The 23877-nt window shown below is 74.8% G+C and carries 26 protein-coding genes; 13 read left to right on the top strand and 13 right to left on the bottom strand.

Annotated features, from left to right (window positions below; all coding sequences use genetic code 11):
* Positions 1-26: 26 nt before the first annotated feature.
* Entirely contained in the window at positions 27-818 is a 792-nt protein-coding gene (locus tag Q7T67_RS01480) for an SDR family oxidoreductase (protein ID WP_304785555.1), read from the bottom strand.
* Between the two features lie 115 nt (positions 819-933).
* Positions 934-2103 (bottom strand): FIST C-terminal domain-containing protein, encoded by a 1170-nt coding sequence (locus Q7T67_RS01475; protein ID WP_304785554.1) that lies wholly within the window; start codon positions 2101-2103, stop codon positions 934-936.
* Positions 2104-2124: 21 nt separating this feature from the next.
* On the opposite strand from Q7T67_RS01475, the gene Q7T67_RS01470 reads away from it, so the two are divergent.
* On the top strand, positions 2125-3042 hold the full coding sequence (locus Q7T67_RS01470) for a tRNA (adenosine(37)-N6)-dimethylallyltransferase MiaA (RefSeq protein WP_304785553.1): 918 nt from the start codon (positions 2125-2127) through the stop codon (positions 3040-3042).
* A gap of 30 nt (positions 3043-3072) precedes the next feature.
* Positions 3073-3978: a diaminopimelate epimerase gene (gene dapF / locus Q7T67_RS01465; protein WP_304785552.1), complete on the top strand. Its 906-nt coding sequence runs from the start codon at positions 3073-3075 to the stop codon at positions 3976-3978.
* Positions 3979-4024: 46 nt separating this feature from the next.
* On the opposite strand, the gene dapD is transcribed toward dapF, so the two are convergent.
* The 4 genes from dapD to dapE all read right to left on the bottom strand — a co-directional run bounded on the left by dapD (position 4025) and on the right by dapE (position 8626).
* Positions 4025-5038, bottom strand: coding sequence for a 2,3,4,5-tetrahydropyridine-2,6-dicarboxylate N-succinyltransferase (gene dapD / locus Q7T67_RS01460; RefSeq protein ID WP_304785551.1), 1014 nt, complete (start codon positions 5036-5038; stop codon positions 4025-4027).
* 102 nt (positions 5039-5140) lie between these two features.
* The gene (locus tag Q7T67_RS01455; protein ID WP_304785550.1) at positions 5141-5629 is read right to left on the bottom strand and encodes a helix-turn-helix domain-containing protein; all 489 of its coding nucleotides are present in this window, start codon (positions 5627-5629) and stop codon (positions 5141-5143) included.
* Positions 5630-6076: 447 nt separating this feature from the next.
* Positions 6077-7465 carry a pyridoxal phosphate-dependent aminotransferase gene (locus Q7T67_RS01450; protein WP_304785549.1) on the bottom strand — a complete coding sequence of 463 codons (1389 nt, stop codon included), beginning with the start codon at positions 7463-7465 and terminating at the stop codon, positions 6077-6079.
* A gap of 75 nt (positions 7466-7540) precedes the next feature.
* A complete protein-coding gene (gene dapE, locus Q7T67_RS01445) occupies positions 7541-8626 on the bottom strand; it encodes a succinyl-diaminopimelate desuccinylase (RefSeq protein ID WP_304785548.1) in 1086 nt (361 codons plus the stop codon).
* Between the two features lie 144 nt (positions 8627-8770).
* Between dapE and hflX the strand changes: the two genes are divergently transcribed.
* The 8 genes from hflX to Q7T67_RS01405 all read left to right on the top strand — a co-directional run bounded on the left by hflX (position 8771) and on the right by Q7T67_RS01405 (position 15456).
* Positions 8771-10129 (top strand): GTPase HflX, encoded by a 1359-nt coding sequence (gene hflX, locus Q7T67_RS01440; protein WP_304785547.1) that lies wholly within the window; start codon positions 8771-8773, stop codon positions 10127-10129.
* A complete protein-coding gene (locus Q7T67_RS01435) occupies positions 10126-10545 on the top strand; it encodes an ACT domain-containing protein (protein WP_304785546.1) in 420 nt (139 codons plus the stop codon). Before hflX ends, Q7T67_RS01435 begins: the two co-directional genes overlap by 4 nt.
* Before the next feature lie 42 nt (positions 10546-10587).
* Positions 10588-11040: a dUTP diphosphatase gene (gene dut / locus Q7T67_RS01430; protein WP_304785545.1), complete on the top strand. Its 453-nt coding sequence runs from the start codon at positions 10588-10590 to the stop codon at positions 11038-11040.
* Between the two features lie 114 nt (positions 11041-11154).
* Positions 11155-11853, top strand: a complete 699-nt coding sequence (locus tag Q7T67_RS01425) for an IclR family transcriptional regulator (RefSeq protein ID WP_304785544.1) — start codon at positions 11155-11157, stop codon at positions 11851-11853.
* The gene (locus tag Q7T67_RS01420) at positions 11850-12953 is read left to right on the top strand and encodes an ABC transporter ATP-binding protein (protein WP_304785543.1); all 1104 of its coding nucleotides are present in this window, start codon (positions 11850-11852) and stop codon (positions 12951-12953) included. Before Q7T67_RS01425 ends, Q7T67_RS01420 begins: the two co-directional genes overlap by 4 nt.
* A 32-nt stretch (positions 12954-12985) precedes the next feature.
* Entirely contained in the window at positions 12986-13648 is a 663-nt protein-coding gene (locus Q7T67_RS01415) for an ABC transporter permease (protein ID WP_370695340.1), read from the top strand.
* Positions 13645-14409: an ABC transporter permease gene (locus tag Q7T67_RS01410; protein WP_304785541.1), complete on the top strand. Its 765-nt coding sequence runs from the start codon at positions 13645-13647 to the stop codon at positions 14407-14409. The genes Q7T67_RS01415 and Q7T67_RS01410 overlap by 4 nt, the downstream gene beginning before the upstream one ends.
* Positions 14410-14496: 87 nt before the next feature.
* On the top strand, positions 14497-15456 hold the full coding sequence (locus Q7T67_RS01405; RefSeq protein WP_304785540.1) for a glycine betaine ABC transporter substrate-binding protein: 960 nt from the start codon (positions 14497-14499) through the stop codon (positions 15454-15456).
* 130 nt (positions 15457-15586) lie between these two features.
* Here the strand turns inward: Q7T67_RS01405 and Q7T67_RS01400 are convergent, their stop codons facing one another.
* From Q7T67_RS01400 to Q7T67_RS01385, 4 genes are read right to left on the bottom strand one after another with little or no spacing between them, the layout of a single operon-like run.
* Positions 15587-16309 carry a type 1 glutamine amidotransferase gene (locus Q7T67_RS01400; protein ID WP_304785539.1) on the bottom strand — a complete coding sequence of 241 codons (723 nt, stop codon included), beginning with the start codon at positions 16307-16309 and terminating at the stop codon, positions 15587-15589.
* A complete protein-coding gene (locus Q7T67_RS01395) occupies positions 16302-17111 on the bottom strand; it encodes a bifunctional 2-polyprenyl-6-hydroxyphenol methylase/3-demethylubiquinol 3-O-methyltransferase UbiG (protein WP_304785538.1) in 810 nt (269 codons plus the stop codon). The genes Q7T67_RS01400 and Q7T67_RS01395 overlap by 8 nt, the downstream gene beginning before the upstream one ends.
* Entirely contained in the window at positions 17108-18544 is a 1437-nt protein-coding gene (locus Q7T67_RS01390) for a MurT ligase domain-containing protein (protein WP_304785537.1), read from the bottom strand. The genes Q7T67_RS01395 and Q7T67_RS01390 overlap by 4 nt, the downstream gene beginning before the upstream one ends.
* Positions 18541-19587, bottom strand: coding sequence for a diacylglycerol kinase family protein (locus Q7T67_RS01385; protein ID WP_304785536.1), 1047 nt, complete (start codon positions 19585-19587; stop codon positions 18541-18543). Before Q7T67_RS01385 ends, Q7T67_RS01390 begins: the two co-directional genes overlap by 4 nt.
* A gap of 111 nt (positions 19588-19698) precedes the next feature.
* On the opposite strand from Q7T67_RS01385, the gene Q7T67_RS01380 reads away from it, so the two are divergent.
* The gene (locus Q7T67_RS01380) at positions 19699-20454 is read left to right on the top strand and encodes a peptidylprolyl isomerase (RefSeq protein WP_304785535.1); all 756 of its coding nucleotides are present in this window, start codon (positions 19699-19701) and stop codon (positions 20452-20454) included.
* 28 nt (positions 20455-20482) lie between these two features.
* On the opposite strand, the gene Q7T67_RS01375 is transcribed toward Q7T67_RS01380, so the two are convergent.
* Both Q7T67_RS01375 and Q7T67_RS01370 read right to left on the bottom strand, forming a co-directional pair.
* A complete protein-coding gene (locus Q7T67_RS01375) occupies positions 20483-21052 on the bottom strand; it encodes a GNAT family N-acetyltransferase (protein ID WP_304785534.1) in 570 nt (189 codons plus the stop codon).
* An 83-nt stretch (positions 21053-21135) separates the two neighbouring features.
* The gene (locus Q7T67_RS01370; protein WP_304785533.1) at positions 21136-21792 is read right to left on the bottom strand and encodes a hypothetical protein; all 657 of its coding nucleotides are present in this window, start codon (positions 21790-21792) and stop codon (positions 21136-21138) included.
* Positions 21793-21963: 171 nt separating this feature from the next.
* On the opposite strand from Q7T67_RS01370, the gene Q7T67_RS01365 reads away from it, so the two are divergent.
* Positions 21964-23082 carry a metallophosphoesterase gene (locus tag Q7T67_RS01365; RefSeq protein ID WP_304785532.1) on the top strand — a complete coding sequence of 373 codons (1119 nt, stop codon included), beginning with the start codon at positions 21964-21966 and terminating at the stop codon, positions 23080-23082.
* Positions 23083-23095: 13 nt separating this feature from the next.
* Here Q7T67_RS01365 and mscL read toward each other — a convergent pair whose 3' ends face one another.
* Positions 23096-23473, bottom strand: coding sequence for a large conductance mechanosensitive channel protein MscL (gene mscL, locus Q7T67_RS01360; protein ID WP_304785531.1), 378 nt, complete (start codon positions 23471-23473; stop codon positions 23096-23098).
* Between the two features lie 113 nt (positions 23474-23586).
* Between mscL and Q7T67_RS01355 the strand changes: the two genes are divergently transcribed.
* The coding region (locus Q7T67_RS01355) for a J domain-containing protein (RefSeq protein ID WP_304785530.1) at positions 23587-23877 on the top strand (291 nt) is incomplete at its 3' end.

Raw genomic sequence — 23877 nt, 5'->3', positions numbered from 1 at the left:
CGGCCCGTGGTGCGACCGGCCGGCCGCTAGCGCTTGACCTTCTGGGCGGCAGCCATCTCGCTGCCGACCCGGCCGCCGTCGACCCTGGCGGCGACCTTCGCCGGGAGCCCCGGGAACAGGCCGTTGAGCACGCCCGAGGCCTTGACGCCGAGGGGCGCGACGTCGATCTCGCCGCGGTCGCGGACGATCGCCCGCACGACGCCCGCGGCGACCTGCTCGGGGGTGCTCGTCCCGACGCCGGGGGGCAGCTGCACACCCGTCTCGGCGAACATCCCGGCGTCGCGGACGAAGCCCGGGAAGACGGTGCTGACGCCGATGCCGAGGGGGCCCAGCTCGGGGCGCAGCCCCTGCGAGAAGCCGCGGAGGCCGAGCTTCGTCGCCGCGTAGAGGCTCGCGTCGGCCGTCGGCACCTTCGCCGACATCGAGCTGACGAAGACGTGGTGGCCGCTGCCGCGGCGCTTCATCTCCGGCAGCAGGAGCCGCGTCAGGGCGATCGGCGCGCGGAGGTTGACCTGGAGCGCCCGGTCGAGCTCCTCGAGGGAGAAGTCGTCGAGCGGGCCGCTGGCCGGCAGCGCCGCGTTGTGGACGACCACGTCGACGGACCCGTGGTCGTCGGCGAGGCGCTGGACGTCCAGCGGGTCCGCGAGGTCCGCGGCGACGGCCAGGGCGCCGAGCTCGGCCGCCAGGGGCTCGAGAACGGCGGTGCGGCGGCCGGTCAGGACGAGCGACGCGCCCTCGCAGTGCAGGGCACGGGCGATCGCCGCGCCCAGTCCGCCCGTCGCACCGGTGATCAGGACGGTCGATCCGCGCAGCTGCATGGGCGGCACCCTAGCGCGGGCCACGCGGTCCCCCTCCGGCGACGGGCGGCCCGGAGGCGGCCCGGTGCCGACGGTCGCCCCCGAGACGGCCCGGGGCGCCGGGTGGACCGCGGGCTCAGCTCAGGAAGACCGCGACCGTCGCCGTGAAGCCGTGCACGAACGGCCGACCGCCCACGGGGCCGATCTCGCCCGCGGAGATCATGCCGATCAGCGGCAGCGGCCCGAGCTCGCGCTGGATCGCGTCGGCGTCGTGGTGGTCGTGCCCGAACATCTCGCGGCCGCGGCCGTTGCAGGTGAACGCCAGGGCGCCCGCGATCTGCGCCGAGCCGGCCGCGGCCCGGCGGAGCGCCAGGGCGTCCTCGAGGTCGCTCGTGGCGGTCTGCGGGTCGCGGACGTGCAGACGGGCGACCTGCCCGACGGCGACCGGCGCGCCGACGACGACCGCACCGGTCTCGGGGTCGGCACCCGCCAGGCCGCGGACGATGAAGTCGCCCGTGCCGTACTCGGGCTGGCCGGGCTGCACCACGAGCCCGAGCAGCAGGCCGTGGCGGATCTGCTCCCGGTCGTCGTCGTCGAGGCTGTCGACGGTGTCGCGCAGGACGTCGATCGCCGGGCGGCCCGCGAGCTCGCGGATCACGGCGCCCTCGCCGGCGGTGACGGTCAGCTCGGGCCCGATCGGACGGGCGCCCTGCGAGACGAGCGGCAGGACCTCGACGCCCTCGAAGCGGATGCCGACCGCGGCGGCGGAGCTCTGGCCGGTGCCACGCAGCAGCGCCCGGCCGTCGGGCGGCACCAGGGACGGGACGCCGCCCACGACGGGGACGCCCGGCAGGTGCTCCTCGAACGCCTGCAGGGTCGCCTCGAGCGGCAGCCGGGAGACGTCGGCCAGCAGGACGATGGCGGAGGTGACGCCGATCTCGACGGACGGCAGGCCGCTGAGGGCGATCCCCTCCTCGACCTCGGTGGCGTGCAGCTCGAAGACCTCGGCCCGGCCCGCATCGCCGAGCGAGATCGCCCAGACCGCCACGCCGTCGCCCTGCTCGTGCTCCTGACCGCCGGCGAGCAGGCCGCCCGCGGTGGTGCCGACGACGTCGCCGGGCTCGAGGATCTCGTGCACGATCCGCAGGGCGTCGGTGGTCTCCGTCACGAGGTCCCCGGCGACGAACACCATCGCGACGTCGCACGACGCGCCGCGCAGCGCGCCCAGCGCCTCGCGGGCCGCGTCGGCGGCCGCCACGCCGACGGCAGGGGCGGGGGAGAAGCCGGATCCGACGACGACGGGCACCGATTCACCATACTCACGGCCGTGAGGACGCCCTCCGTCATCGCGCTGTTCGGCCCGACCGCGGTGGGCAAGACCTCGATCGCGCTCGCCGTCGGGCGGGCGCTGCGGGCGGCGGGTCGCGACCCGGTCGCCGTCTCGGCGGACGCGATGCAGGTCTACCGCGGCATCGAGACGCTGACCGGTGCCCGGGACGCCCTGGAGCAGGACGACCTCGAGCACCGGCTCGTGGCCGTCCTGCCGATCACCGAGTCGTGCTCGGCGGGGCGCTTCGCCGAGCTGGCGCACGCCGAGATCGACGCCGCACTGGCGGCCGGCCGGACACCGGTGGTCGTCGGCGGGACGGGGCTGTACCTGCGGGCCGCCCTGACGGAGCTCGCGCTCCGGCCGCAGGCGCCGCCCGAGCTCCGCGGCCGACTGGAGGCCGAGCTGCTGCGCGACGGCCCCGAGGCCCTGCACGAGCGACTGCGGGCGGTCGCCCCTTGGGCGGTCGCGGGCATCGCCCCGCGCGACCGCTCCCGGCTGGTCCGCACGCTCGAGCTGCACGAGATGGGCGAGCTGCGGCCGCCGGAGGGCCCCAGCGCCCTGTGGACGGACGAGACGCGGCACCCGACGCGGCTGGTCGGTCTGGTGCGCGACCGGGACGAGATCCGGGCCCGGATCGACGTCCGGATCGACGCGATGCTCGCCGCGGGCGCCTCCGACGAGGTCCGCGCCGCGGACGCCGCCGGCGCCTCGGCGACGGCGCGCAAGGCGCACGGCTTCGAACCGCTGCTGCAGGACGACGAGGACCGCATGCGCCGCGACACCCGGCGCTACGTGAAGCGCCAGCTGACCTGGATGCGCAAGCTGCCGGGCGTCGAGGTCGTCGACCTCACCGGCGATCCGGACGTCGACGCGGTCGCGGCACGGATCGTCGCGCCGCTGCTCGCCGGCGCCTGAGCCGACGGTCCGCGCCCTAGACTCCGCGCGATGCGGTTCGAGAAGTGGCAGGCGCTCGGCAACGACTACCTCGTGGTGGAACGCGACGGCCTGCCCGTGCCGCTGACGGCGGCCCGCGCGCGGCTGCTCTGCGACCCGCACCTGGGGCCCGGTGCCGACGGCGTGCTCGAGCTCGCCCCGCCGACGGAGCCCGGCACGGTCGCCGCGCTGCGGATCATGAACCCCGACGGCTCGGAGGCCGAGCTCTCCGGCAACGGGGCGCGCGAGGCGATCATGTACCTCCGCCGCCGCGGCTGGACCGACCGCGACCAGTTCTCGATCACGACGGCGGCGGGCGAGATCCGGCCGACGATCCTGTCGGAGACCACCTGCCGGGTCGACATGGGCCGCGCGTCCACGCGGAGCGCCGACCACCTGGGCGCCGAGGACGGCCGGGGGACCCTGGACGGCGCGGAGTCGCTCGAGCCCGTGCCGGGCGACGGGCCGCCCGGGCGCTGGACGTACCAGCACGTGAAGATCGGCAACCCGCAGTGCGCGATCCGCGTCGCGGACGTCGCGACGCTCGAGGCGCTGGACCTGCCGGCGATCGGCCCCGCGATCGAGCACCACCCGCTGTTCCCGCAGCGCACGAACGTCTCGTGGTTCTGCGAGCTCGAGCCCGGCGTGATCCGGGCCCGCATCTTCGAGCGCGGCGTGGGGGAGACGATGTCCTCCGGTACCGGGGCCTCGGGCGCGGCGGTGGCCTACGTCCTGGACGGCGGCGGCACCGGCGCGGGGGACGGGGACGGCGAGTCGGTCCTCGTGCGCCTCGACGGTGGCGAGCTGACCGTCGACGTCTCCGACGACCTGGGCGTCGACCTCACGGGCTGGGCGGTCCCGGTCTACGCCGCGGAGGCGTCGGACGAGCTGATCTCGGCCCTGCGCGCGCTGGACTGAGCGCCGCGCGACGCGGCCGGTCGCTCGCGCGGCGCCGCGCGACCGGTCAGTCGTTGGCGTGCAGCTGGGCGTTGAGGCTGCCCCAGGAGCCCGAGCGCTCGAGGGCGACGACGGCGCCGGTCTGCGAGTCGCGGCGGAACAGCAGGCCGTCCTTGCCCGACAGCTCGCGCGCCTTCACCGTCGTGCCGTCGGGGAGGGCGACGACGGTGCCGCCCGTGACGTAGAGGCCGGCCTCGACGACGCAGCCGTCGCCGAGCGAGATGCCGACGCCGGCGTTGGCGCCCAGCAGGCAGCCCTCGCCGAGCGAGATGACCTCGGTGCCGCCGCCCGAGAGGGTCCCCATGATCGACGCGCCGCCGCCGACGTCCGTACCGTCGCCGACGACGACGCCGCCGGAGATGCGGCCCTCGACCATCGACGCGCCGAGCGTCCCGGCGTTGAAGTTGACGAAGCCCTCGTGCATGACCGTCGTGCCCTCGGCCAGGTGGGCGCCCAGGCGCACGCGGTCGGCGTCACCGATCCGCACGCCGCTCGGGACGACGTAGTCCGTCATCCGGGGGAACTTGTCGATCGAGGTGACGGCGACGGGCCGGCCCTCGGCGCGCAGGCGCAGACGGGTCTGCTCGAACCCCTCGACGGCGCACGGTCCCTGGGAGGTCCAGACGACGTTGGTCAGGAGGCCGAACATGCCGTCGAGCGAGAGGCCGTGGGGGCGCACCAGCCGGTGGGAGAGCAGGTGCAGCCGCAGGTAGACGTCGGCGGCGTCGACCGGTGCGGCCGCGAGATCCTCGATGACCGTGGCGACGGCCGCGATGCGCACGCCGCGGCCGGCGTCCCGGCCGATCGAGGCGGCCAGCGCGCCGCTGCCGGCGGTCGTGGCCCGCGCGAACGGCACCTCGGTCGTGCCGGTGCTCCCGTGGTGCTTGGTCGCGGCCACCGCGTCGGCGTCGAGGCCCAGGACGGGTGCGGGGAAGAAGACGTCGAGCGTGCGCCCGTCGGCCTCGGAGATCGTCGCCAGGCCCAGTCCGAAGGCCCCGTTCTGCTGCTGCTGATCGCTCACGCGCCTGAGCCTACGAGATCGGTTCGGACGGACGTCCGCCGGGCGTCCGCGCCCTGGGTGCGGCCCCGGGGGTCCCGCGGCCCCGACCGGGCCGACCACCGGTCACGGCATCGTGGAGCCGCCCGGGCGCGACCGGCGAGCACTCGGTCCGTCCACCGCCACGTGCACCATCGCGTCGCCGAGGCGGCCTTCGAGGACGTCCCGGCGCACGGATCGACCGGCACGGAGCGGGGTGATCCTGATCACCAGCGAGCTCCCGGTCAGCTGGGCGACGCGGTGGAGCAGCGCGACCGAGACGTCGACCGTGCCGCGCTCCAGGCGCGAGAGCCGCGCCTGGCTGACCCCGATCCGTCGCGCCACCTCGCGCTGGGACAGGCCACGGGCGAGGCGCCAGGTGATCAGCATCGTCGCCACCGCCCGTCGAAGGACGTCGTCCGGCGTCGGCGTGGGGCGCGCGGCGACCACCGGGGCGACGACGCTCAGGTCGTGCGCCGCCCAACCACCTCCGGGGAGCACGTCGGGCTCGGGATCGTCCTCGTCGTAGACGTCGACCGCCTCCGACCGGTGGGGACCCGGATCACGGGGACCCACGTCAGCGGGACCCGGGACACCGGGAGCCAGGTCACGGGGAGCCAGGTCGTCGTCGTGGGCCTCCCAGTGATTCCCGTTCCGGAGACCCGTGTCCCGGGGATCCGTCTCCCTGCCGTCGGTCCCGCCCCGTCGATCGTCGAAAACGGTCATGTCCACCTCTGCGGCCTGAGTCGTCTGGCGCATCGGGCGATGCGCCGTACGACTCAAGCGAACGACATGCCTGTTGTAGGGCTGCGTCACGATGCCGTGACGCGTTCGGCACCGGGGCGACACGGGTCCCCTGGTCGGCGATTGGTCGGGCCGCAGCCGCCGAGTGCGCGACGAGCCCGTCCCGTGGGGCGCTCCCGGTTAGGGGTGTCTGCGTTCGGCGCGGAGGCGGGACGGGTCGCGAGAGCGACGCCCGGGAACACGCGCCACCCCGAGCGCGCGCACCACCCGAGCGGACCGTCAGTCGTCGGACGTCAGGGCGACCAGTCGCCGAGCCGCCTCCGCGCAGTCCTCCGCGGTGGGGACCAGGGCGGCACGGACGTAGCCCTCGCCGGCCGGGCCGAAGAAGGCTCCCGGGGCGACGACGATGCCCGCACGCAGGAGGGCGGCGGCGTAGGCGGCGCTGCCCCGGTCGTCCGGGTCCCCGTCGGTGAGGATCGAGACCAGCTCGGCGGTGCGGGGGTCGGCCAGGGCCCGGGACGCCCACGGGGCCGACGCCCAGTCGCCCGGGACGGCCAGCCAACGGAAGAACGAGGCCGGGCCGCCCGCGTCGACGAGTCCCAGGGCGTCCAGACCGGGCTGGAGCAGCGCGAGCTTGTGCCGGTAGCGGTCGCGGACCTCGACGACGTGCCCTTCGTCCTGCCAGGCGGCGACGGCGGCCTTCTGGACGAACCGCTGCGGGGCGACGCCGACGCTGGGCCGGAACGCCTTCAGGGCCGCGATCAGCTCGGCGTCCCCGGCCACGAAGCCCGAGCGGTACCCCGGCATCGAGGAGCGCTTCGAGAGGGTGTTGACGACGAGGACCCCCTCGAGGTCGTCACCACCGGCCCCGATCTGCAGGGCCGAGTCCGGTGCGTCGCCCGTGAACCACAGCTCGCTGTAGGCCTCGTCGCTGGCCAGCACGACACCGTGCTCGCGACAACGGGCGACCGCGCCGCGGTACCACTCGCGCGAGGCCACGGCGGCCGTGGGGTTGTTCGGGTAGTTGACCCAGATCAGGGCGAGCCGCGACCAGTCGGCGTCCGAGATCGCGTCGAGGTCGGGCAGGAACCCGCGATCGGCGTGCAGCGGCAGGTCGAGGACCTCACCGCCCGCGAACCGCGCGCCACGCTCGTAGACCGGGTAGGCCGGCTGCGGGACGCCGACCAGGTCGCGGCCCCCGGCGACGTCGACGAGGACCTGGGCCAGCGTGAAGACCAGCTCCTTGGACCCGAGCGTCGGCAGGACGTGCCGGTCGGGGTCGAGCGCGACGGCGTAGCGCCGGCCGATCCAGTCGGCGACCGCCGCGCGCAGCTCCGGCAGGCCGACCGACATCGGATAGGCGGAGACGGTCTCCTCCTCGATCGCCGCGACCATCGCGCGACGGATGAGCTTCGGCGTCGGCTCGCGCGGCTCGCCGGCACCCAGGTCGATCAGCCGGGACGATGCGGGGGCTGCCGGAGGGCCCCCGACCACGGGCGCCGCGTCGCCGTTCGACCTGGCCGCCTCGCCGTTCGACCCGGCCGTGTCGGCAGCTGCCCGGTCCTCCTCGCCGAGCCTCGCGGCCAGGTCCCGCGCCTCGGTCAGGCGCTGGAACGGGTAGGTCCCCGTGCGACGCAGGAGCGGGTTGCGCGAGTACGAGGCGGCCATCGCCCCGGAACGCTACGCGTCGAGGCCGGGGGATGGCCCCCACCACGCGATGACGGGGGTCGGGGGGGTGGAGCGTCAGGCGCCCGTGCGGACCAGTGCCGCGAGCGTCTCGTAGCTCGCCGCCAGCGCGGTGGCGGAGACCTGCTCGTCGCGCTTGTGGGCGTACCGCGGGTCGCCCGGGCCGAAGTTCAGGGCCGGTACGCCTGCCAGGCCGAACTCCGCCACGGGCGTCCACGCCTGCTTCGGGGCGACGTCGCCGCCGGTGCGGGCGATCAGCGCCCGCGCGAGGTCGCCGTCGACCGCGACGGCCCCCGACGGCGCGTGCCCGACGATGGTCAGCGAGGAGTGCTCGACGTCGCACCAGGCCCGCAGCTGGGCCTCCGCGGCCTCGGGCTCGACGCCCGGCGGGTAGCGGTAGTTGACGTGGGCGTCGACCCGGTCGGGGACCACGTTGTCGGCGACGCCGCCGGCGATCCGCGTGACCGAGACGCACTCGGCGTACTCCAGACCCGAGAACATGTGACGGGAGATCGGCACGTGCGAGAGCCGCGCGACGCCGGCCGCGGCCCGGTGGATCGCGTTGTGCCCCAGCCACGGACGGGCGCTGTGGGCGGCCTCGCCGTGAAACGTCCACGTGGCGTTGAGGTTGCCCAGGCAGCCGCCCTGGACGGCGCCGGACGTCGGCTCCATCACGACGGCGAGGTCCGCCTCGCGCAGCTCGGGTCGCCGGGCCAGGAGGGGAGTCAGCGTCGTGTCGACGAACGGCAGCTCCTCGCGCCCGAACAGCACCACGCCCAGGTCGCAGGCCCGGTCCTCCTCCTCGTGCACCCCGTCGCGCAGGAGCTCGAGCATCACCGCGCAGGCGCCCTTCATGTCGCAGGAGCCCAGGCCGTGGACGACGCCGTCCTCGATCCGGCCCGGCCGGTTGTCCTGCGCAGGCACCGTGTCGAGGTGCCCGGCGAGGAGGATCAGGGGCCGGTCGCCCCTGGTGGTGGTGCCCGCCAGCAGGCAGGTGTCGTGCGCGTCGATCGTCGCCACGCCGGACTCGAAGAGCAGGGCCTGGGCCAGCGCGATCGCGGGCTCCTCGTGCCGGGACTCCGACGGGCAGTCCACGAGCTGCAGCGTCAGCTCGGCGAGGCGGTCGGACAGACGCGGGGACACGCCGCGACGATACCGCCGGGCCGGCGTCGCGACCGCTCGGGACGTCGGTCCGGCGCCCCGGCCCGGGATCGAACCGGGGGCGAGCGCCGCCCCGGTGGCCGATCGTCGCGGAGGCCCTGCGGAAGGGGCGTACCATGGGTGGCAGTGCCTATCGACGACGACGACCAGCCGCAGTACTCCGTCCAGGGATTCGAGACCACCCACGCCTCGGACTTCGACCAGCAGCGCAAGGCCGCGGACCAGCGGGCCGTGATCGTCGGTGTGCTGGAGACCGGCGACGACCTCAGCGAGCTGCGGGAGCTCCTGCGGACCGCCGGCGTCGAGGTCGTCGAGCAGCTCGTCCAGCACCTGGACCAGCCGCACCCCAACACGTACGTCGGCGAGGGCAAGCTCAAGGAGCTGAAGGCCCTCTGCGCCGAGGTCGGCGCCACGATGGTCGTCACCGACGACGAGCTCTCGCCGCGTCAGGAGCGCAACATCGAGGGTGCGCTGGAGATGCCGGTCCTCGACCGCACCGCGCTGATCCTCGACATCTTCGCCGTGCACGCCAACTCCTCCGAGGGCAAGCTCCAGGTCGAGCTGGCCCAGCTGCAGTACAACCTGGCCCGGATGCGGGGTCTGTGGACCCACCTCGACCGCCTCGGCGTGGGCGGCGTCGGCACCCGCGGACCGGGCGAGACGCAGATCGAGACCGACCGCCGGCTGGCGCGCGACCGCATCACCAAGCTGCGCCGCCGGCTCGAGGACGTCAAGGGCACCCGACGCGTCATGCGCGCCGAGCGGGCCCGGTCCTCGCACATCCCCAACGTCGCGCTGGCCGGGTACACCAACGCCGGCAAGTCGACGGTGCTCAACGCGCTGACCGGTGCGACGGTGGGCGTGCAGGACCGCCTGTTCCACACCCTGGACCCGACGACCCGGGAGCTGCGCTGGAACGGGCGCACCTACCTGATGACCGACACGGTCGGGTTCATCCGCAAGCTGCCCCACCACCTCGTCGAGGCCTTCGGCGCCACGCTCGAGGAGACGGTGATCGCCGACCTCGTCCTGCACGTCGTCGACGCCAGCCAGCCCGACGAGCAGATGGCCGCCGTGATGGCCGCCGTCGAGGACGTCCTGAAGGACATCGGCGCCACCGAGAACACGCACGTCCTCGTCCTGAACAAGATCGACCTGATCGACCAGGACCGCCGCGACGCGCTGTGGGCGCGGTTCCCCGACGCCGTCCAGATCGCCGCCGGCGAGGGGGAGGGCATCGGGACGCTGGCCACGCGGATCGAGGACGAGTTCGAGGCCAAGCTGCAGGCGATCGAGCTGCTGCTGCCCTACGCCGAGGGCCAGGTCCTCAGCGAGCTGCACGAGCTCGCCGGCGACCTGGAGCAGGAGCACCGCGGCGACGGCGTGCTGGTCCGGGTCCGCGTCCCCCGGGATCTCGCGGCCAAGTACGACCGCTTCCGTCTGCACCCCGTCGCCCCGAGCGGCGACGACGACGCCACGCGATGAGCGACGACGACGGCCCGACCGTCGCGGCCCCGGCGCTGGTCCTCGACGTCCTGGACGTCCACCTGCAGGTCTGCCGCCTGAACCACGACGCGCCGATCCCGTCGTGGCTCCCGCGGACGTCGAGCCCGCTGACCGCCATCGTCCGCACGGACGACGAGCTCTCGATCGTCTGCCCGGCCGCCGAGGTCCCCGCCGACGTCCGGCACGAGGGCCCCTGGCGGGCGCTGCGGGTCGCCGGCCCGCTGGACTTCGCGCTGGTCGGCATCCTCACCCGGCTGACGGCACCGCTCGCCGCCGCGGGCATCTCGATCTTCGCGCTGTCGACGTTCGACACGGACTACGTGCTCGTCCGCGCCGGCGACCTCGGGGCGGCCGTGGGCGCGCTGCGCGACGCCGGGCACGGCGTCCGCGACTGACGCGCCGGGGACCGACGCCGGCCCTCTGCGATCCTGCGCGGCGTGCCGACGCCGCCCGCCGTGCCCCCGCTCGCCGTCCGCCGGCTCAGGCCGGACGCGACGCTCCCGGTGCGCCAGCACCCCGGCGACGCCGGCCTGGACCTCTGCTGCGTCGACCCCGTCGTCCTGGGTCCGGGAGAGCGGGCGCTGGTCCCCACCGGGATCGCGATCGCCGTGCCCGACGGGTACGCGGGGGTCGTCACGCCCCGGTCCGGCCTGGCGGTCCGCCACGGCCTCACGCTCGTCAACACGCCGGGCGTCGTCGACGCCGGCTACCGCGGCGAGCTGCGGGTCCTGCTGCTGAACACCGACCGCGAGGCGACCTTCGAGGCGGCGGCGGGGGAGCGGATCGCCCAGCTGCTCCTCGTCCCCGTGGCGCTGCCGGGCGTCGTGGAGGTCGACGCGCTCGACGACACCCCCCGCGGTGTCGGCGGCTTCGGCTCGACCGGCCGCTGAGCACCGGTCGCGCACCGCGCGGCGCACCCCGCTTGCGGCGCCGCCAACACCCTGGGAACATCTCGCCCAATGGCAAGGCGGTTGCACGGCATGGAAGCCGGGTAGGGCAGAGCGATGGCGACGGCGGCAAGCGCGGGCACCACCCGCACCGTGGACCGGGCCCTGGCCCTGCTCGCCGAGGTCTGCGCGGAGGACTCCATCGGCCTGTCCGAGTGCGCGAGGCGCGCCGAGCTGCCGGCCAGCACGGCGCTGCGGCTGCTGCGGACGCTCGAGGGCTCGGGCTTCGTCACCCGGGACGAGGAGGGCTGCTTCCGTGCCGGCTCCCGCCTGATCCAGCTCGGTGCGCTCGCCCTCGGGCGCCAGAGCCTCGTCCGGATCGCCGAGCCCGTGCTCGACCGCCTGGTCGGCGCCACCGGCGAGTCCGCCTACCTGACGATCGCCGGCCCGGGCGGGACCGCGATCCACATCGCCATGGTCGAGGGGACGCACGCGGTGCGCCACACCAGCTGGGTCGGCCGGTCGTTCCCGACCGCCGGCCTCGTGGTCGGCCGCGCGCTCGCCGACGACGTGCCGGCGTGCGGCTACGTCTCCGAGCACGACCGGCTCGAGCCGGACGTCACCGCGATCGTCGCGCCGATCCTGCGGCCCGGCGGGGTCGCCGCGGCGATGAGCCTGCTCGGCCCCAGCTACCGGATCGACGACGCCACCCTGCACCGCTACGGCGCGATCCTCGCCGAGGAGGCCCGCGTCCTGAGCGGCCACCTCGGCGCGACGCCGTCGACCGACACCACAGGACAGGAGACCCGCCCGTGATCCGATTCGACGCGGTGACGAAGCGCTACCCCGACGGCACGGTCGCCGTCGACGAGCTCGACCTCGAGGCGGCGTCGGGACGGATCACCGTCCTCGTCGGCCCATCCGGGTGCGGCAAGACGACGAGCCTGCGGATGGTCAACCGGATGATCGAGCCGACCTCCGGCACGATCTGGCTGGACGACCAGGACACCGCCACGCTCCCGACCCACGAGCTGCGCCGCAAGATCGGCTACGTCATCCAGCACGCCGGGCTCTTCCCGCACCGGACGATCGTCGACAACGTCGCGACCGTCCCGTTCCTGCTCGGGACGGACAAGAAGCAGGCCCGTCGCACCGCGATGGAGCTGCTCGAGCGCGTCGGCCTGCCGGAGCACTTCGCCAAGCGCTACCCGGCCCAGCTCTCCGGCGGGCAGCAGCAGCGCGTCGGCGTCGCCCGCGCCCTGGCGGCCGATCCTCCGGTGATGCTGATGGACGAGCCGTTCAGCGCCGTGGACCCGGTCGTGCGCGAGCAGCTCCAGGACGAGTTCCTCCGCCTGCAGCAGGAGCTCGGCAAGACGATCGTGTTCGTCACCCACGACATCGACGAGGCCATCAAGCTCGGCGACCAGGTCGCGGTGCTCCGCGTCGGCGGGCGGCTCGCGCAGCTCGCGACGCCGGCCGAGCTGCTCAGCCGTCCGGTCGACGCGTTCGTCGCCGCCTTCGTCGGCCGCGACCGCGGGTACCGGGCGCTCGGGTTCGCCGACGCGGGGACCCTGTCGACCCGCGACGAGCCGACCGTCGTCCTCGGGGCACCGATCCCCACCGGCACCGACGGCGACTCGTGGCTGCTGGCCGTCGACGGCGCCGGCGCCCCGCAGGGCTGGCTCGACCTCGGCGCGGACTTCCGCGGCCACGACACCGTCACGGACGAGCTGCTCTACCGCGGCGGGACGCTGGCGACCCAGGGCAGCACCCTGCGGGCCGCCCTCGACGCCTGCCTGTCGTCGCCCTCGGGCCGCGGGGTCGTCATCGACGAGGGCGGCGCCCTGATCGGCACCACGACGTCCCGCGAGATCCTCGACCTGATCGAGGCCCACGAGCCGGAGCGACAGACGTGATCGCGCTCGCCGACGGCGCCAGCTCGTCGCCGCTGCACTTCGTCGAGTACTTCCTCGACCACCGCAGCGAGGACCTCGGCCTGCTCTGGTCCCACACGTGGCTGTCGGTGGTCCCGGTCATCGTCGGGCTGCTCATCGCCCTGCCGCTGGGCTGGGTCGCCCGCCGCCACCGGTGGACCTACCCGCCGATCATGTCGATCACCGGGGTGCTCTACACGATCCCCTCGATCGCCCTGTTCGTGCTCGTCCCGCCCCTCCTGGGACTCGACACGCTCGACCCCCTCCAGGTCCCGATCGCCCTGACCGTCTACTCCGTGGCGCTGCTCGTGCGCGTCGTCGCCGACGGGCTGGCCTCGGTGCCGGAGGAGACCACGCAGGCGGCGACCGCCATGGGCTTCCGTCCCCTCGAGCGGTTCTTCAAGGTCGAGCTGCCCATCGCGGTCCCGGTCATCGCCGCGGGCCTGCGGGTCGCGGTCGTGTCCAACGTCAGCATCGTCGCGGTGGCCGGCACCATCGGCCTGTCGAACCTCGGCCAGCTGTTCACGCAGGGCTTCCAGCTCTCGACGCCGGACGCGTACTACCCGCCGATCGTCCTGGGGATCGTCCTCTGCGTCCTCCTGGCGGTCGTCCTGGACTCCGCGGTGGTGCTCCTCAACCGCGTGCTGACCCCCTGGCGCCGGGCGGTGCGCACATGATCGGCGACGTCTTCACCTGGCTGACCGACTGGTCGCACTGGACCGACACCCGGTTCGACACCGGCATCATCACCCAGCTCCTGGCCCACATCAGGTTCTGCGCCATGGCGCTGGCGATCGCCATGGTCATCGCGCTGCCGCTGGGCCTCTTCATCGGGCACACCAACCGGGGCCGGTGGCTCGTGGGCGCCGCGAACGCGCTGCGCGCACTGCCCACGGTCGGCGTCCTCGTGCTGCTGACGGTGATCATCTCGCCGCAGTTCCAGGGGCGCACCGACACCGGCTTCCTGATCCCGACCGTGATCGTCCTGGTCCTGCTCGCCGTGCCGCCGATCCTGGCGAACACCTTCGCCGGCGTGCAGAACGTCGACCCGGGGGTCCGCGACGCGGCGTCCGGGATGGGGATGACCGGCCCGCAGGTGCTCTTCCGGGTCGAGCTGCCGATCAGCCTGCCGCTGATCTTCTCCGGCGTGCGCAGCGCCGCCCTGCAGCTGATCGCGACGGCGACGGTCGCCTCGTACCTGCCGCTCGGCGGTCTGGGTCGCTTCATCTACGACGGGCTGGCCCAGCAGGACTACCCGCAGATGATCGGCGGGGGCGTCCTCGTGGCGGCCCTGGCCCTCCTCACCGACCTCGTCCTGTCGACGGTCCAGCGCTACGTCGTCTCGCGCGGCATCACCGGGCGGTACTCGACCAAGCAGGTCGGCGCCCCCGATCCGCGGCTCGCCGTCGTGACCGAGGCCGAGGGCGCCCGTGCCTGACCCCGGCCGCGACGGCCGCGGGCGGGGCGCACGTCCCGTCCCGACACCACCCACCTCCAGCACCCGCAACGACTCCTAGGAGAGACCATGAACACCAGGACCCTCACGACCGCAGCAGCCGCAGCAGTCCTCGCCCTCGGCGTGTCCGCCTGCGGCTCCGACAGCTCCGACGACAGCGGCAGCAGCAGCTCGTCCTCCGGCGCGGGCGAGACCATCGCCAGCCAACTGATCATGGGCGGCCCGCCCGAGTTCAAGACCCGCACCGACGGCCTGCCCGGGCTGAAGAAGAACTACGGCGTCGAGTTCGGCAAGTACACCGTCACCGACACCGGCGGTCCGGTGACGGTCAACGCACTGAAGAACGGGCAGATCGAGGCGGCCGACCTCTTCACCACCGACCCGTCGATCGCCGCGAACGACTTCGTCGCCCTCGAGGACCCGAAGAACAACTTCGCGGCGCAGGACGTCCTGCCGATCATCAACGAGAAGAAGGCCACCGACGGGGTCAAGACGGTCCTCAACGGCATCTCGGCGAAGCTGACCACCGACGGCCTCGGCGACCTGGTCTCGAAGGTCCAGGTCGACAAGCAGGACCCTGACGCCGTCGCCAAGGGGTGGCTGTCGGACAACGGCCTGGCCGGCACCGGCACGTCCGCGAAGGGCACGACGCTGACCGTCGGCTCCGCGAACTTCCCGGAGAACGTCGTCCTCGCCGAGATCTACGCCGAGGCGCTGAAGGCCCAGGGCGCGTCGATCACGACGAAGCTGAACATCGGCAGCCGCGAGAAGTACTACCCGGCGCTGAAGAGCGGCTCGCTGGACCTCTTCCCGGAGTACAGCGGCACGATCCTGACGTACCTCGACAAGAACGCGACGGCGACCACGCCCGACGACGTCTACGCCGCGCTGCAGAAGGCGCTGCCGTCCAACCTGGTCGCGCTCGAGAAGTCCGACGCGCAGGACAGCGACGCCATCGTCGTCACGAAGGCCACGGCCGACAAGTACGGCCTGAAGACGATCGCGGACCTGGCCAAGCCCGCCAACTGATCGCGGTCCCGCGCGGGGCCCGGGGACGTCCCGGGTCCCGCACACGGGACGCCGGGAGCACGCCGGGCCCGGGAGCTCCCCGGGCCCGGCCGCGTCCCGGGGTCCCCGGCCAGGTCCTGGCGGTCCGTCCTCAGACGCCCGCGGCCCGCCGGGCAGACGCGTGCGCGCCGTCCTCCAGGCGGTCGTCCAGCGGTGCCAGGTCGGCCGGGTCGATCCCGAGCGCCGCGGCGATCAGCGCGTCCGCGAACCACGCGTTCTTCGGCAGCAGGGGGCCGTGCAGGTACGTCCCGACGACGTTCCCGGTCCGGGCGCCCTCGAATCCCGACGACCCGGTGTTGCCGTGCCCCGAGAGCACCCGACCGAGCGGCTCCTGCCCGGGGGCCAGGACGGTCCGGCCGCCGTGGTTCTCGAAGCCGGCCAGGGTGCGGCCGTCGACCTCGATCGCGACGTTGCCGATCAGCCGGCCCTCGCCGCGCTCGGTGTGGACGTCGAGCAGCCCGAGCCCGGGCAGCGTCACGCCCGGCTCCAGGCCGTAGTGGTGGCCGAGCAGCTGGTAGCCGCCGCAGACCGCCAGGACCGCCCCGCCGCGGGCGGCGTGGGCGTGCACCGCGTCCCGCTTGACCGTCGTGAGGTCCAGCGCGCACAGCTGCTGGTCGCGGTCCTGCCCACCGCCGAGGTACAGCAGGTCGTGGGCGTCCGGGTCGAGCTCGTCCCCGATGGTCGACCGGGTGACCTCGAAGCCGATCCCCCGCCACGCACAGCGGCGCTCGAGCATCAGCAGGTTGCCGCGGTCGGCGTAGATGTTGAGCAGGTCGGGGTAGAGCGCCCCGATCCGCAGCGTCCGCTCAGACACCGAACATCACCACCCGGCTGCCGACGTGCTCGCCCGTGGCGACGACCTCGCGCAGGGGCAGGACGCGCAGCCCCGCCGCGCGGCCCTCGTCCTCCAGGCCGTCGGCGTCGAGGACGTCGAGCACCGTGCGGTCCGTCGACTCGTGCCGCTGGCCGGTGGGGGAGACGATCTCGCGCACGCGGTCCAGGACGATGCGGCCGTCCTGCACCGTCACGCCGACCGGGCGGCTCGCGTAGACGGTCCCCGCGTGGTCCTTCATGTCGGGGGCCAGGTGCGCGGCCTCGTCGGCCCCGAACGGCTCGACGTCCTCGACCATCGCGATCGCGGCGACGCCGTCCGGCGTCAGGTGGTCGCGGACGCCGGCGAGGAACGCCGCACGGCCCGACGGACCGTCGAGCAGCTGGACCGTCTGCATCGGCGCGAGGATCAGCCCGAATCGCTCGCCGAGCCGCAGCTCGCGGGCGTCGCTGACCGCCGCGGCCGCCGGCAGGGAGCGGATCGCCGCCCGGCGCCGGAGCTCCGCGCAGAAGACGGGGTCGACGTCGACGCCCAGCACCCGGTGCCCGCGGGAGGCCAGGTCCAGCGCGACGCGGCCCGTGCCGCTGCCGAGGTCCAGCACGCGGACGGGCGCGTCGGCGTGGTGGGGGACCTGCTCGTCGGCGAGGGTCCGCCAGAGCCGCAGGTCCGCGCGGTAGCCGCCGCACTCCAGGTCGTGCCAGCGGACGTGGTCGAGATCCGGGTCCGGCCGGGTCGGACCCGTGCCGGCGGCGGTGATGCGCCCGGCGCGCGCTCCGCCGCTCACGCGAACGACCCCTTGGCCGCACCGCGTCGCACGAGCTCCTCGCGCAGCTCGAGCATCGCGGTGTAGGTCGGGATGGCGTGGATCGGCACGGCGTGGTCCTCCGGGGCGGCGGCGAGCGCGTGGTCCAGCGCCGCACCGACGCCGTCCTTGACGACGGCGATCCGCGACGACGCCACCCCGGCGTACTTCCACCGGACCGCCATCTCCTCGGCGCGGGAACCGGCGCAGGTCACGTGACGCACACGGCCGGCGATCGCCTCGAGGTCGGCGTCCCAGATCCAGGACACGTCGCGGCCGTCGGCGATCCGGTCGTTGAGGACCGCCAGCAGGTCGAGCTCGCCCTCGGCCAGGGCGAGCGTCCGGGCGACCTCGTTGGCACCGGCGGGGTTCTTCACGAGCAGGAGCTGCAGCTCGCGGTCGCCGACCGTGACGGTCTCGGCGCGCCCGAACGCCGCGGCCGTCGTCCCCAGCCCCTCGGCGATCGTCGCCGCGGGGACGCCGAGGGCGTGGGTCAGCGCCGCGGCGCCGAGCGCGTTGTAGACGTTGTAGAGCCCGGGCAGGTGCAGCCGGACGGGGACGGTCGTGTCCGGGAGGACGAGGTCGAACGACGAGCCGCGGGTGGCGTCGAGGACGACCCGCTCGGCGGTGACCTGCGGATCCGGACGCCGGTGGCCGCACGCCGGGCAGCGGTAGTGCCCCAGGTGGCCGACGAACGTCGCGGTGTACACGTACGACGCACCGCAGACGCGGCAGGTGGTGGCGTCCGAGGCGTGGTCGGCGACCTCGCGGGCGACCGAGACGTCCTGCACGCCGAAGTAGAGGACGTCGTCGCGGTCCAGGCCGAGGTCGGCCACGGCGGGGTCGTCCGAGCCGAGGACCAGGCGGAACCCGGGCCCGTCGCCGGCGGCGGTCCGCGCGGCGTCGTCGGCGACGATCTCGTGCCAGCGGTCGGCGATCGCCTCGAGCTCGCCGTACCGGTCGAGCTGGTCGCGGAAGAGGTTGGCCAGCAGGACGACGCGCGGCCGCAGCGACCGGACCAGCCCGTCGAGCCAGAACTCGTCGACCTCGAAGAGCCCGAGCGCGCCCGTCGGTCGGCCGTGCCGCCACGACCCGAGCAGCGAGGCGGCGATCCCGCCGGCCATGTTCGCGCCCTGGCGGTTGTGGACCAGCGTCGTGCCGTGCAGCTCGAGGATCGACGCGACCAGGGCGGCGGTCGTCGTCTTGCCGTTCGTCGCGCTGAGGACGACGGAGCCCTCGTCGAGCCGGTCGGACATGCGGGCGATCGCGTCAGGCCGCAGGCGCGTCAGCACCTTGCCGGGCAGGCTCGTGCCGCCGCGGCCGCCGAGCCGGGCGGCACGGCCGGCCAGGCGGGCCGTCGCGACGGCGGCGGAGAGCGGGAAGCGGCCCGTCGGGGCGGGGGAGGTGGTGCTCACGCCGCCACCTCACCGGCGCGGCGCAGGACGCCGGGCCGCAGCCCGTCGACCGCGGGGACGAGCAGGCGCAGCGACGCGGGGCGGGCCTCGATGGTCAGCGGCAGGACGCCGACCGGGTCGCCGTCGGCGTAGGCGACGAGCGGACCGCCGGCCGAGACCTCGACCGACGCGGCGCGCGTGACGTCGACGTGCCGGGTGCGCACGTGCGTGCCACGGAAGACGCGGGGGAGGACGCGGAGGAGCAGCAGGCGGTCGCGGGCGTCGCAGCGGTCCGGCCGGCGATCGCGCCCCGGGTGCGGGACCACGACGACGTCGAGCTCGCCGTCGCCGACCGAGGCGTGGGGAGCCATGTGCATCCCCCCACCGTAGGCGCCCGCGTTGGCGACCGCGAGCAGCAGGGCCGGGACCTCCCGCGTCCCGGCGGCGGTGCGCAGGCGCAGCGGCACGGGCCGCAGGCCGGCGAGCGCGCCGAGCACGCCCCAGACGTAGACCAGCCCCCCGAGCGCGGACGGCGCCTCGTTGGCGATCCGGTTGGCCTCGGCGTCGAACCCCACGGAGACCATCGACAGGAACGTCCGCTCGTGACCTCCGGCGTCCCGGACGAGCCCGGTGTCGACGAGGACCTCGATGCCGTCCAGCAGGGCGTCGACGGCGTCGTCCACGGTCGTCGGCAGGCCGAGGAACCGGGCGAAGTCGTTGCCCCGACCGGCCGGGACGAGCCCCACGACCGCGTGGTCGCGGCGGACGGCCTCGCCGGCGAGGATCCGCAGCATCCCGTCGCCGCCGACGGCGACCGCGACGTCGCCCCGGTCGAAGGCCTCGCGGGCCTCCTGCGCGGCGTGGTCCGCGTCGCGCGTGGAGACGGTCCGCACGGTCGCCCCGCGGTGCCGGAGCCGGGACGCGGCGGCGACGGCCGTCCGCGCCGCGCGGCCGCCGCCCGCGGTCGGGTTGACCACCAGGGTCAGGGACCGCGACGGCGCTGCCGCGCCGTCCGTGGGGCCCACCGGGGCCCCCGGCGCGTCGTCGTGGGTCCGTGAACGCACGGCACGGAGTATCCCGGCCCCCCGGCCGTCCCGTCGGCAGGCGGACGACCGGTCGAGCGGGCCGGACGTCCGGGTCCGCGTCGGGCGCACCCGACGGCCTATGCTGCCGCCGTGTCCTCCCCGTCGTCCTCCGCCACGTCTTCGGCCGCCCGCCGCGTCGTCCTGCTGCTCGCGACCGCGGCGATCGTCCCCGGGCTCGCCGCGTGCGGGAGCGACGACGACACCGGGAGCGGATCCACGACCGCCTCCACCGAGGCCGCCACGACCCAGGCCGAGGGCCCGCCGGAGACGACGACGGAGGCCGCACCGGCCCCGACGTGCCGCAGCGTCGAGCAGCCCGAGCCCCGCTCGGGCGAGCCCGACCAGCCCGAGCCCAAGCCGGCCCGGCTGTCGGGCACGTGGACGGTGACCATGCGCACGAGCTGCGGCTCGTTCCGGATCCGTCTGGACACGGCGCGCCAGCCCAAGACCACCGCGTCGTTTAAGTCCCTCGTCTCGGCCGGCTTCTACGACGGCCTGACGTTCCACCGCATCGTCCCGGGCACCGTCGTCCAGGGCGGCGACCCGCTGGGGACCGGGACCGGCGACGCCGGCTACACCGTGCAGGAGACGACGCCCGCCGACGCCGCCTACACCCGCGGGACCGTGGCCATGGCCAAGTCGAGCGCCGACCCGCCCGGCGCCAGCTCCAGCCAGTTCTTCATCGTCACCGCCGCGGACGGCGGCTACCCGCCGGACTACGCGATCGTCGGCACGGTCGTGTCGGGCATGGACGTCGTCGACGCGATCGACGCGCAGAACAGCGGGGGCGACGCGCCGCCCGTGCAGCCGATCGTCATCACGAAGGCCACGGCGAAGAAGGGCTGAGCCGCGCCGGCGGCCCCCGGCGGGAGCGTCAGGGACGCCGCTGGACCCGGGAGCGCGTGGTGCGCTCCGCGTGCTCCCAGCGCAGCTCGTACAGCTGCCGGTCGCCGTCGTCCTGCACCACCCGGAGCCCGGCGGCGCGCAGCACCTGGTGGCTCGTGGCGTTGACGAGGTCGGTGTCCGCACGGATGCCACGGACGTCGGTGCGGGCCCGCAGCCACGGGACGAGCGCCCGGAGCATCTCGGTCGCGTAGCCGTTGCCGCGGCAGGACGGGGCGATGCCGAAGGTGATCATCGCGACCCGGTCGTGGTCCGGCGGCTCGAGGAACGTCAGGTCGCCGACGACGACGTCCCCGTCGGCCAGGATCACCTGGTACTGGGTCCACGGGTCGGCCGCCACGACCTGGACGGCGGCGCCGGGGCTGGTCCGCTGGCGCTCCTGCACCATGGCGGCGGAGACGAGGCTCTCGTCCAGCGGGTAGCCGTCGGCCCAGGTGCGGTCGGGGTCCTCGAGACCCTGGAGCAGGGCGTCGAAGTCGCCCGCGGCCATGGGGCGGACCACGAGGCGCTCGGTCGTGAGGATCCCGTCTCGCTCGAGCACATGGCGAGGCTATACGCCCCGTCGGCCCACGGGTGGAAACCGACGCACACGACGGCCCGCGACCGCGCGGGCCGCGGGACGGGTCAGCCGCGGCGGCGCATCGCCCGGTTGACGGGCTCGCGCTGGGCGGCGCTCTGCTCCTCGCGCTTGACCATCGCCGCGGCCTGCCGCTTGCGGGCGAACCAGATCAGCCCGCCGATGACGACGAAGAGCAGGATGACGCCGAGCGAGATGCTCGACGCGAGGCCCAGGCCGCCGAAGGGCAGCGAGATCAGCGCGGCGAGCCCGGTGCCGATGGCGATGACCGCCAGCAGGATCAGCAGGATCAGCAGCACGCCGCGCCAGCGGGGCCACGAGCCGGCCGACGACGGCGGGACGAGCAGGCCCGTCAGACGCAGCAGGAACAGCTGGCGCCCCGACGGGGCCTCCTGACCCAGGCGCTGGGCGGCGGCGCGCAGGTCGCCCGGGCGGCGGTCGGCGAGCGCGAGGGCGGCCTCGGCCATGCGCCGGATCTGCGGCCGCTCCTGTGGGCGGGCGGAGGCGATGGCCTCCTGGAAGAACTTGCGGGCCTGGGCCGCCTCGTAGCGCTCGGCGGCGCGGCTGCCGAGGATCGCGCGGGCGGCCGAGCGGTTCTTGGTCTCGCGCAGCAGGTCCGCGTCGGAGCGCTGCTCGAGCTGCTGCATCGCCGCCAGCCCGCCCCGCTGCTCCATCCGGATCTGCCGCTGCTGCTGCTTGGCCATGAGGACGCGATGGTACTCGCCCTCGGTCCCCGGGGTGCGCGACCGTCGGTCCGGCCCCGGCGCCCGGTCGCGTCCCCGCGCGGCCCGGCGCACCCCCCGGGCGCACGCGGTCGACCGTCCGCGGCGGGGCAGGGGTGGTCGCGGGGCCCGGTGCGGCATGCTTCGCCGTGCATGCGGACGCTCGTGATCTCCGATCTGCACTTGGGCGGCCGGGGCGGACGCGACGTCCTCCGCCGCCCGGCGGCGCTGGCGGCCCTCCTCGAGGCCCTCGTGGACGTCGACCGGCTCGTGCTGCTGGGCGACGTGGTCGAGCTCCTCGAGGGTCGCACCACGTCCGCGCTGCGGGACGCCCTGCCGACGCTCCGCCGGATCGGCGAGGCGATGGAGGGGCGTGAGGTCGTCGTCGTGCCCGGCAACCACGACCACCTGCTGATCCGCGCGTGGCTGCGCGCCCGGCGCGCCGACGAGCTCCCGCTCGGGGCCGCCACCCGCGTCCCGCGCGACGCGACCGAGCAGCTGGCCGAGCTGACCGCGGCGCTGCGGCCGGCCGGGGGCCGGATCCGCGTGCACTACCCGGGCACCTGGCTCGGGCCGCACGTCTACGCGCACCACGGGCACTACCTCGACACCCGCCTGACGGCCACGCCGATCGCCCGGTTGGTCGCCCGCGCGCAGGCCTCCGAGACCGACGCGCTGGGCCCGGCCGACGCGTACGAGCTGGCCCGCGCCCCGTCCGTGGCCGCCGCGTCGCTCGTGATCCGGGACCTGCCCGAGGGCTTCGAGGAGGGCGTCGAGCGGATCGGCGGTCTCGCCCGCGCGCTCGGCAAGGCGGTCATGGGCCGCGATGGCGCCCAGACCGCGGCGGCGCAGGCCCGCAACGAGCGGATCGCGGCGGTCGGCTCGGTCTGGCTGGACCGGCGCCTGGAGCGCGCGGGGCTCGCGAGCCTGCTGCGGGTCGCCGACGACCTGGGCGTGCTCCCGCGGGCGCACCACGTCCTCTTCGGGCACGTCCACCGACTCGGACCGCTGACCCGCGAGGAGGCCCTGGGGTCCTGGCGCCCCGACGAGGACGGGCCCTGGCTGTGGAACAGCGGCTCGTGGGTCTACGAGCCGATGCTCGTCCGGCCGTCGGACACCGACAGCCCGTACTGGCCCGGTGGCGCGCTGCTCCTGCAGGACGACCGGACGCCGCAGGTCCTGCGGCTGCTCCGGGACGTCCCGCTGGAGGACCTGCTGCCGCCCACCGAGGTCGAGGACGACGAGGAGCCGCCGGCCGTCGAGGCGGGCTGACGGCTCCGGGCGCTCAGACGCGCGGCGTCGAGAGGGCGTCGCGGATCTCGGTGAGCAGCACGACCTCCTGCGTCGGACCGGCGGTGTCCGCCTCGACCTTGCGGCCGGCCGTCACGCGCTGGATCGCGCGCACGATGAAGAACAGCACCGTGCCGACGATGATGAAGTTGATCAGCAGCGTCAGGAAGATGCCGATCTTGATCGGCGTGTCGCCGAGGTTGATCACGACGTCGTCGAAGCTCGGCTTGCCGACGATCGCGGCGATGATCGGCATCAGGATGTCGTTGACGAGGGACTTGACGACCAGGCCGAACGCTGTCGCGAGGATGAACGCGACAGCGACGTCGATCAGGCTGTCCTTGAACAGGAACTTCTTGAGGTCTTCGAGCACGGGGCCCTCCGGGTGTGGGGAGTGCGCGGGCGGGAGCACCGTCGACGCACCGGGATCGGGTCGGTGTTCGGCCCCGTGGGGGCGTCTCCTGCCGATCGTGGGACGATGCAGGGGTGGCCGTGCCTCCAGGGGTCGATCCGCACGAGGTCCTGGGCGTCGCGTCCGGTGCCCCGCCCGCCGACGTGACCGCCGCCTATCGCCGGCTGGCGAAGCGCTGGCACCCCGACCGCGCGCCGGTCGCGGGGGCGTCGGACCGGATGGCGTTGATCAACGCCGCCTACGACGAGCTGCGCACCGACGGGCACGGCTCCTCGCGGGCCCGCGCGAGGCACCGGGCAGCGGCGGCGCCGACGCCCGACGGCACCGGGAGCGCCCCGCCCGTCTGGCCGCCGCGGGGCCCGGGG

The sequence above is a fragment of the Patulibacter sp. genome (assembly GCF_030655195.1).
Taxonomy (GTDB): domain Bacteria; phylum Actinomycetota; class Thermoleophilia; order Solirubrobacterales; family Solirubrobacteraceae; genus Patulibacter.
Note: the sequence above shows the minus strand (reverse complement) of the source record. Positions and strands in the feature narration are given on the sequence as shown.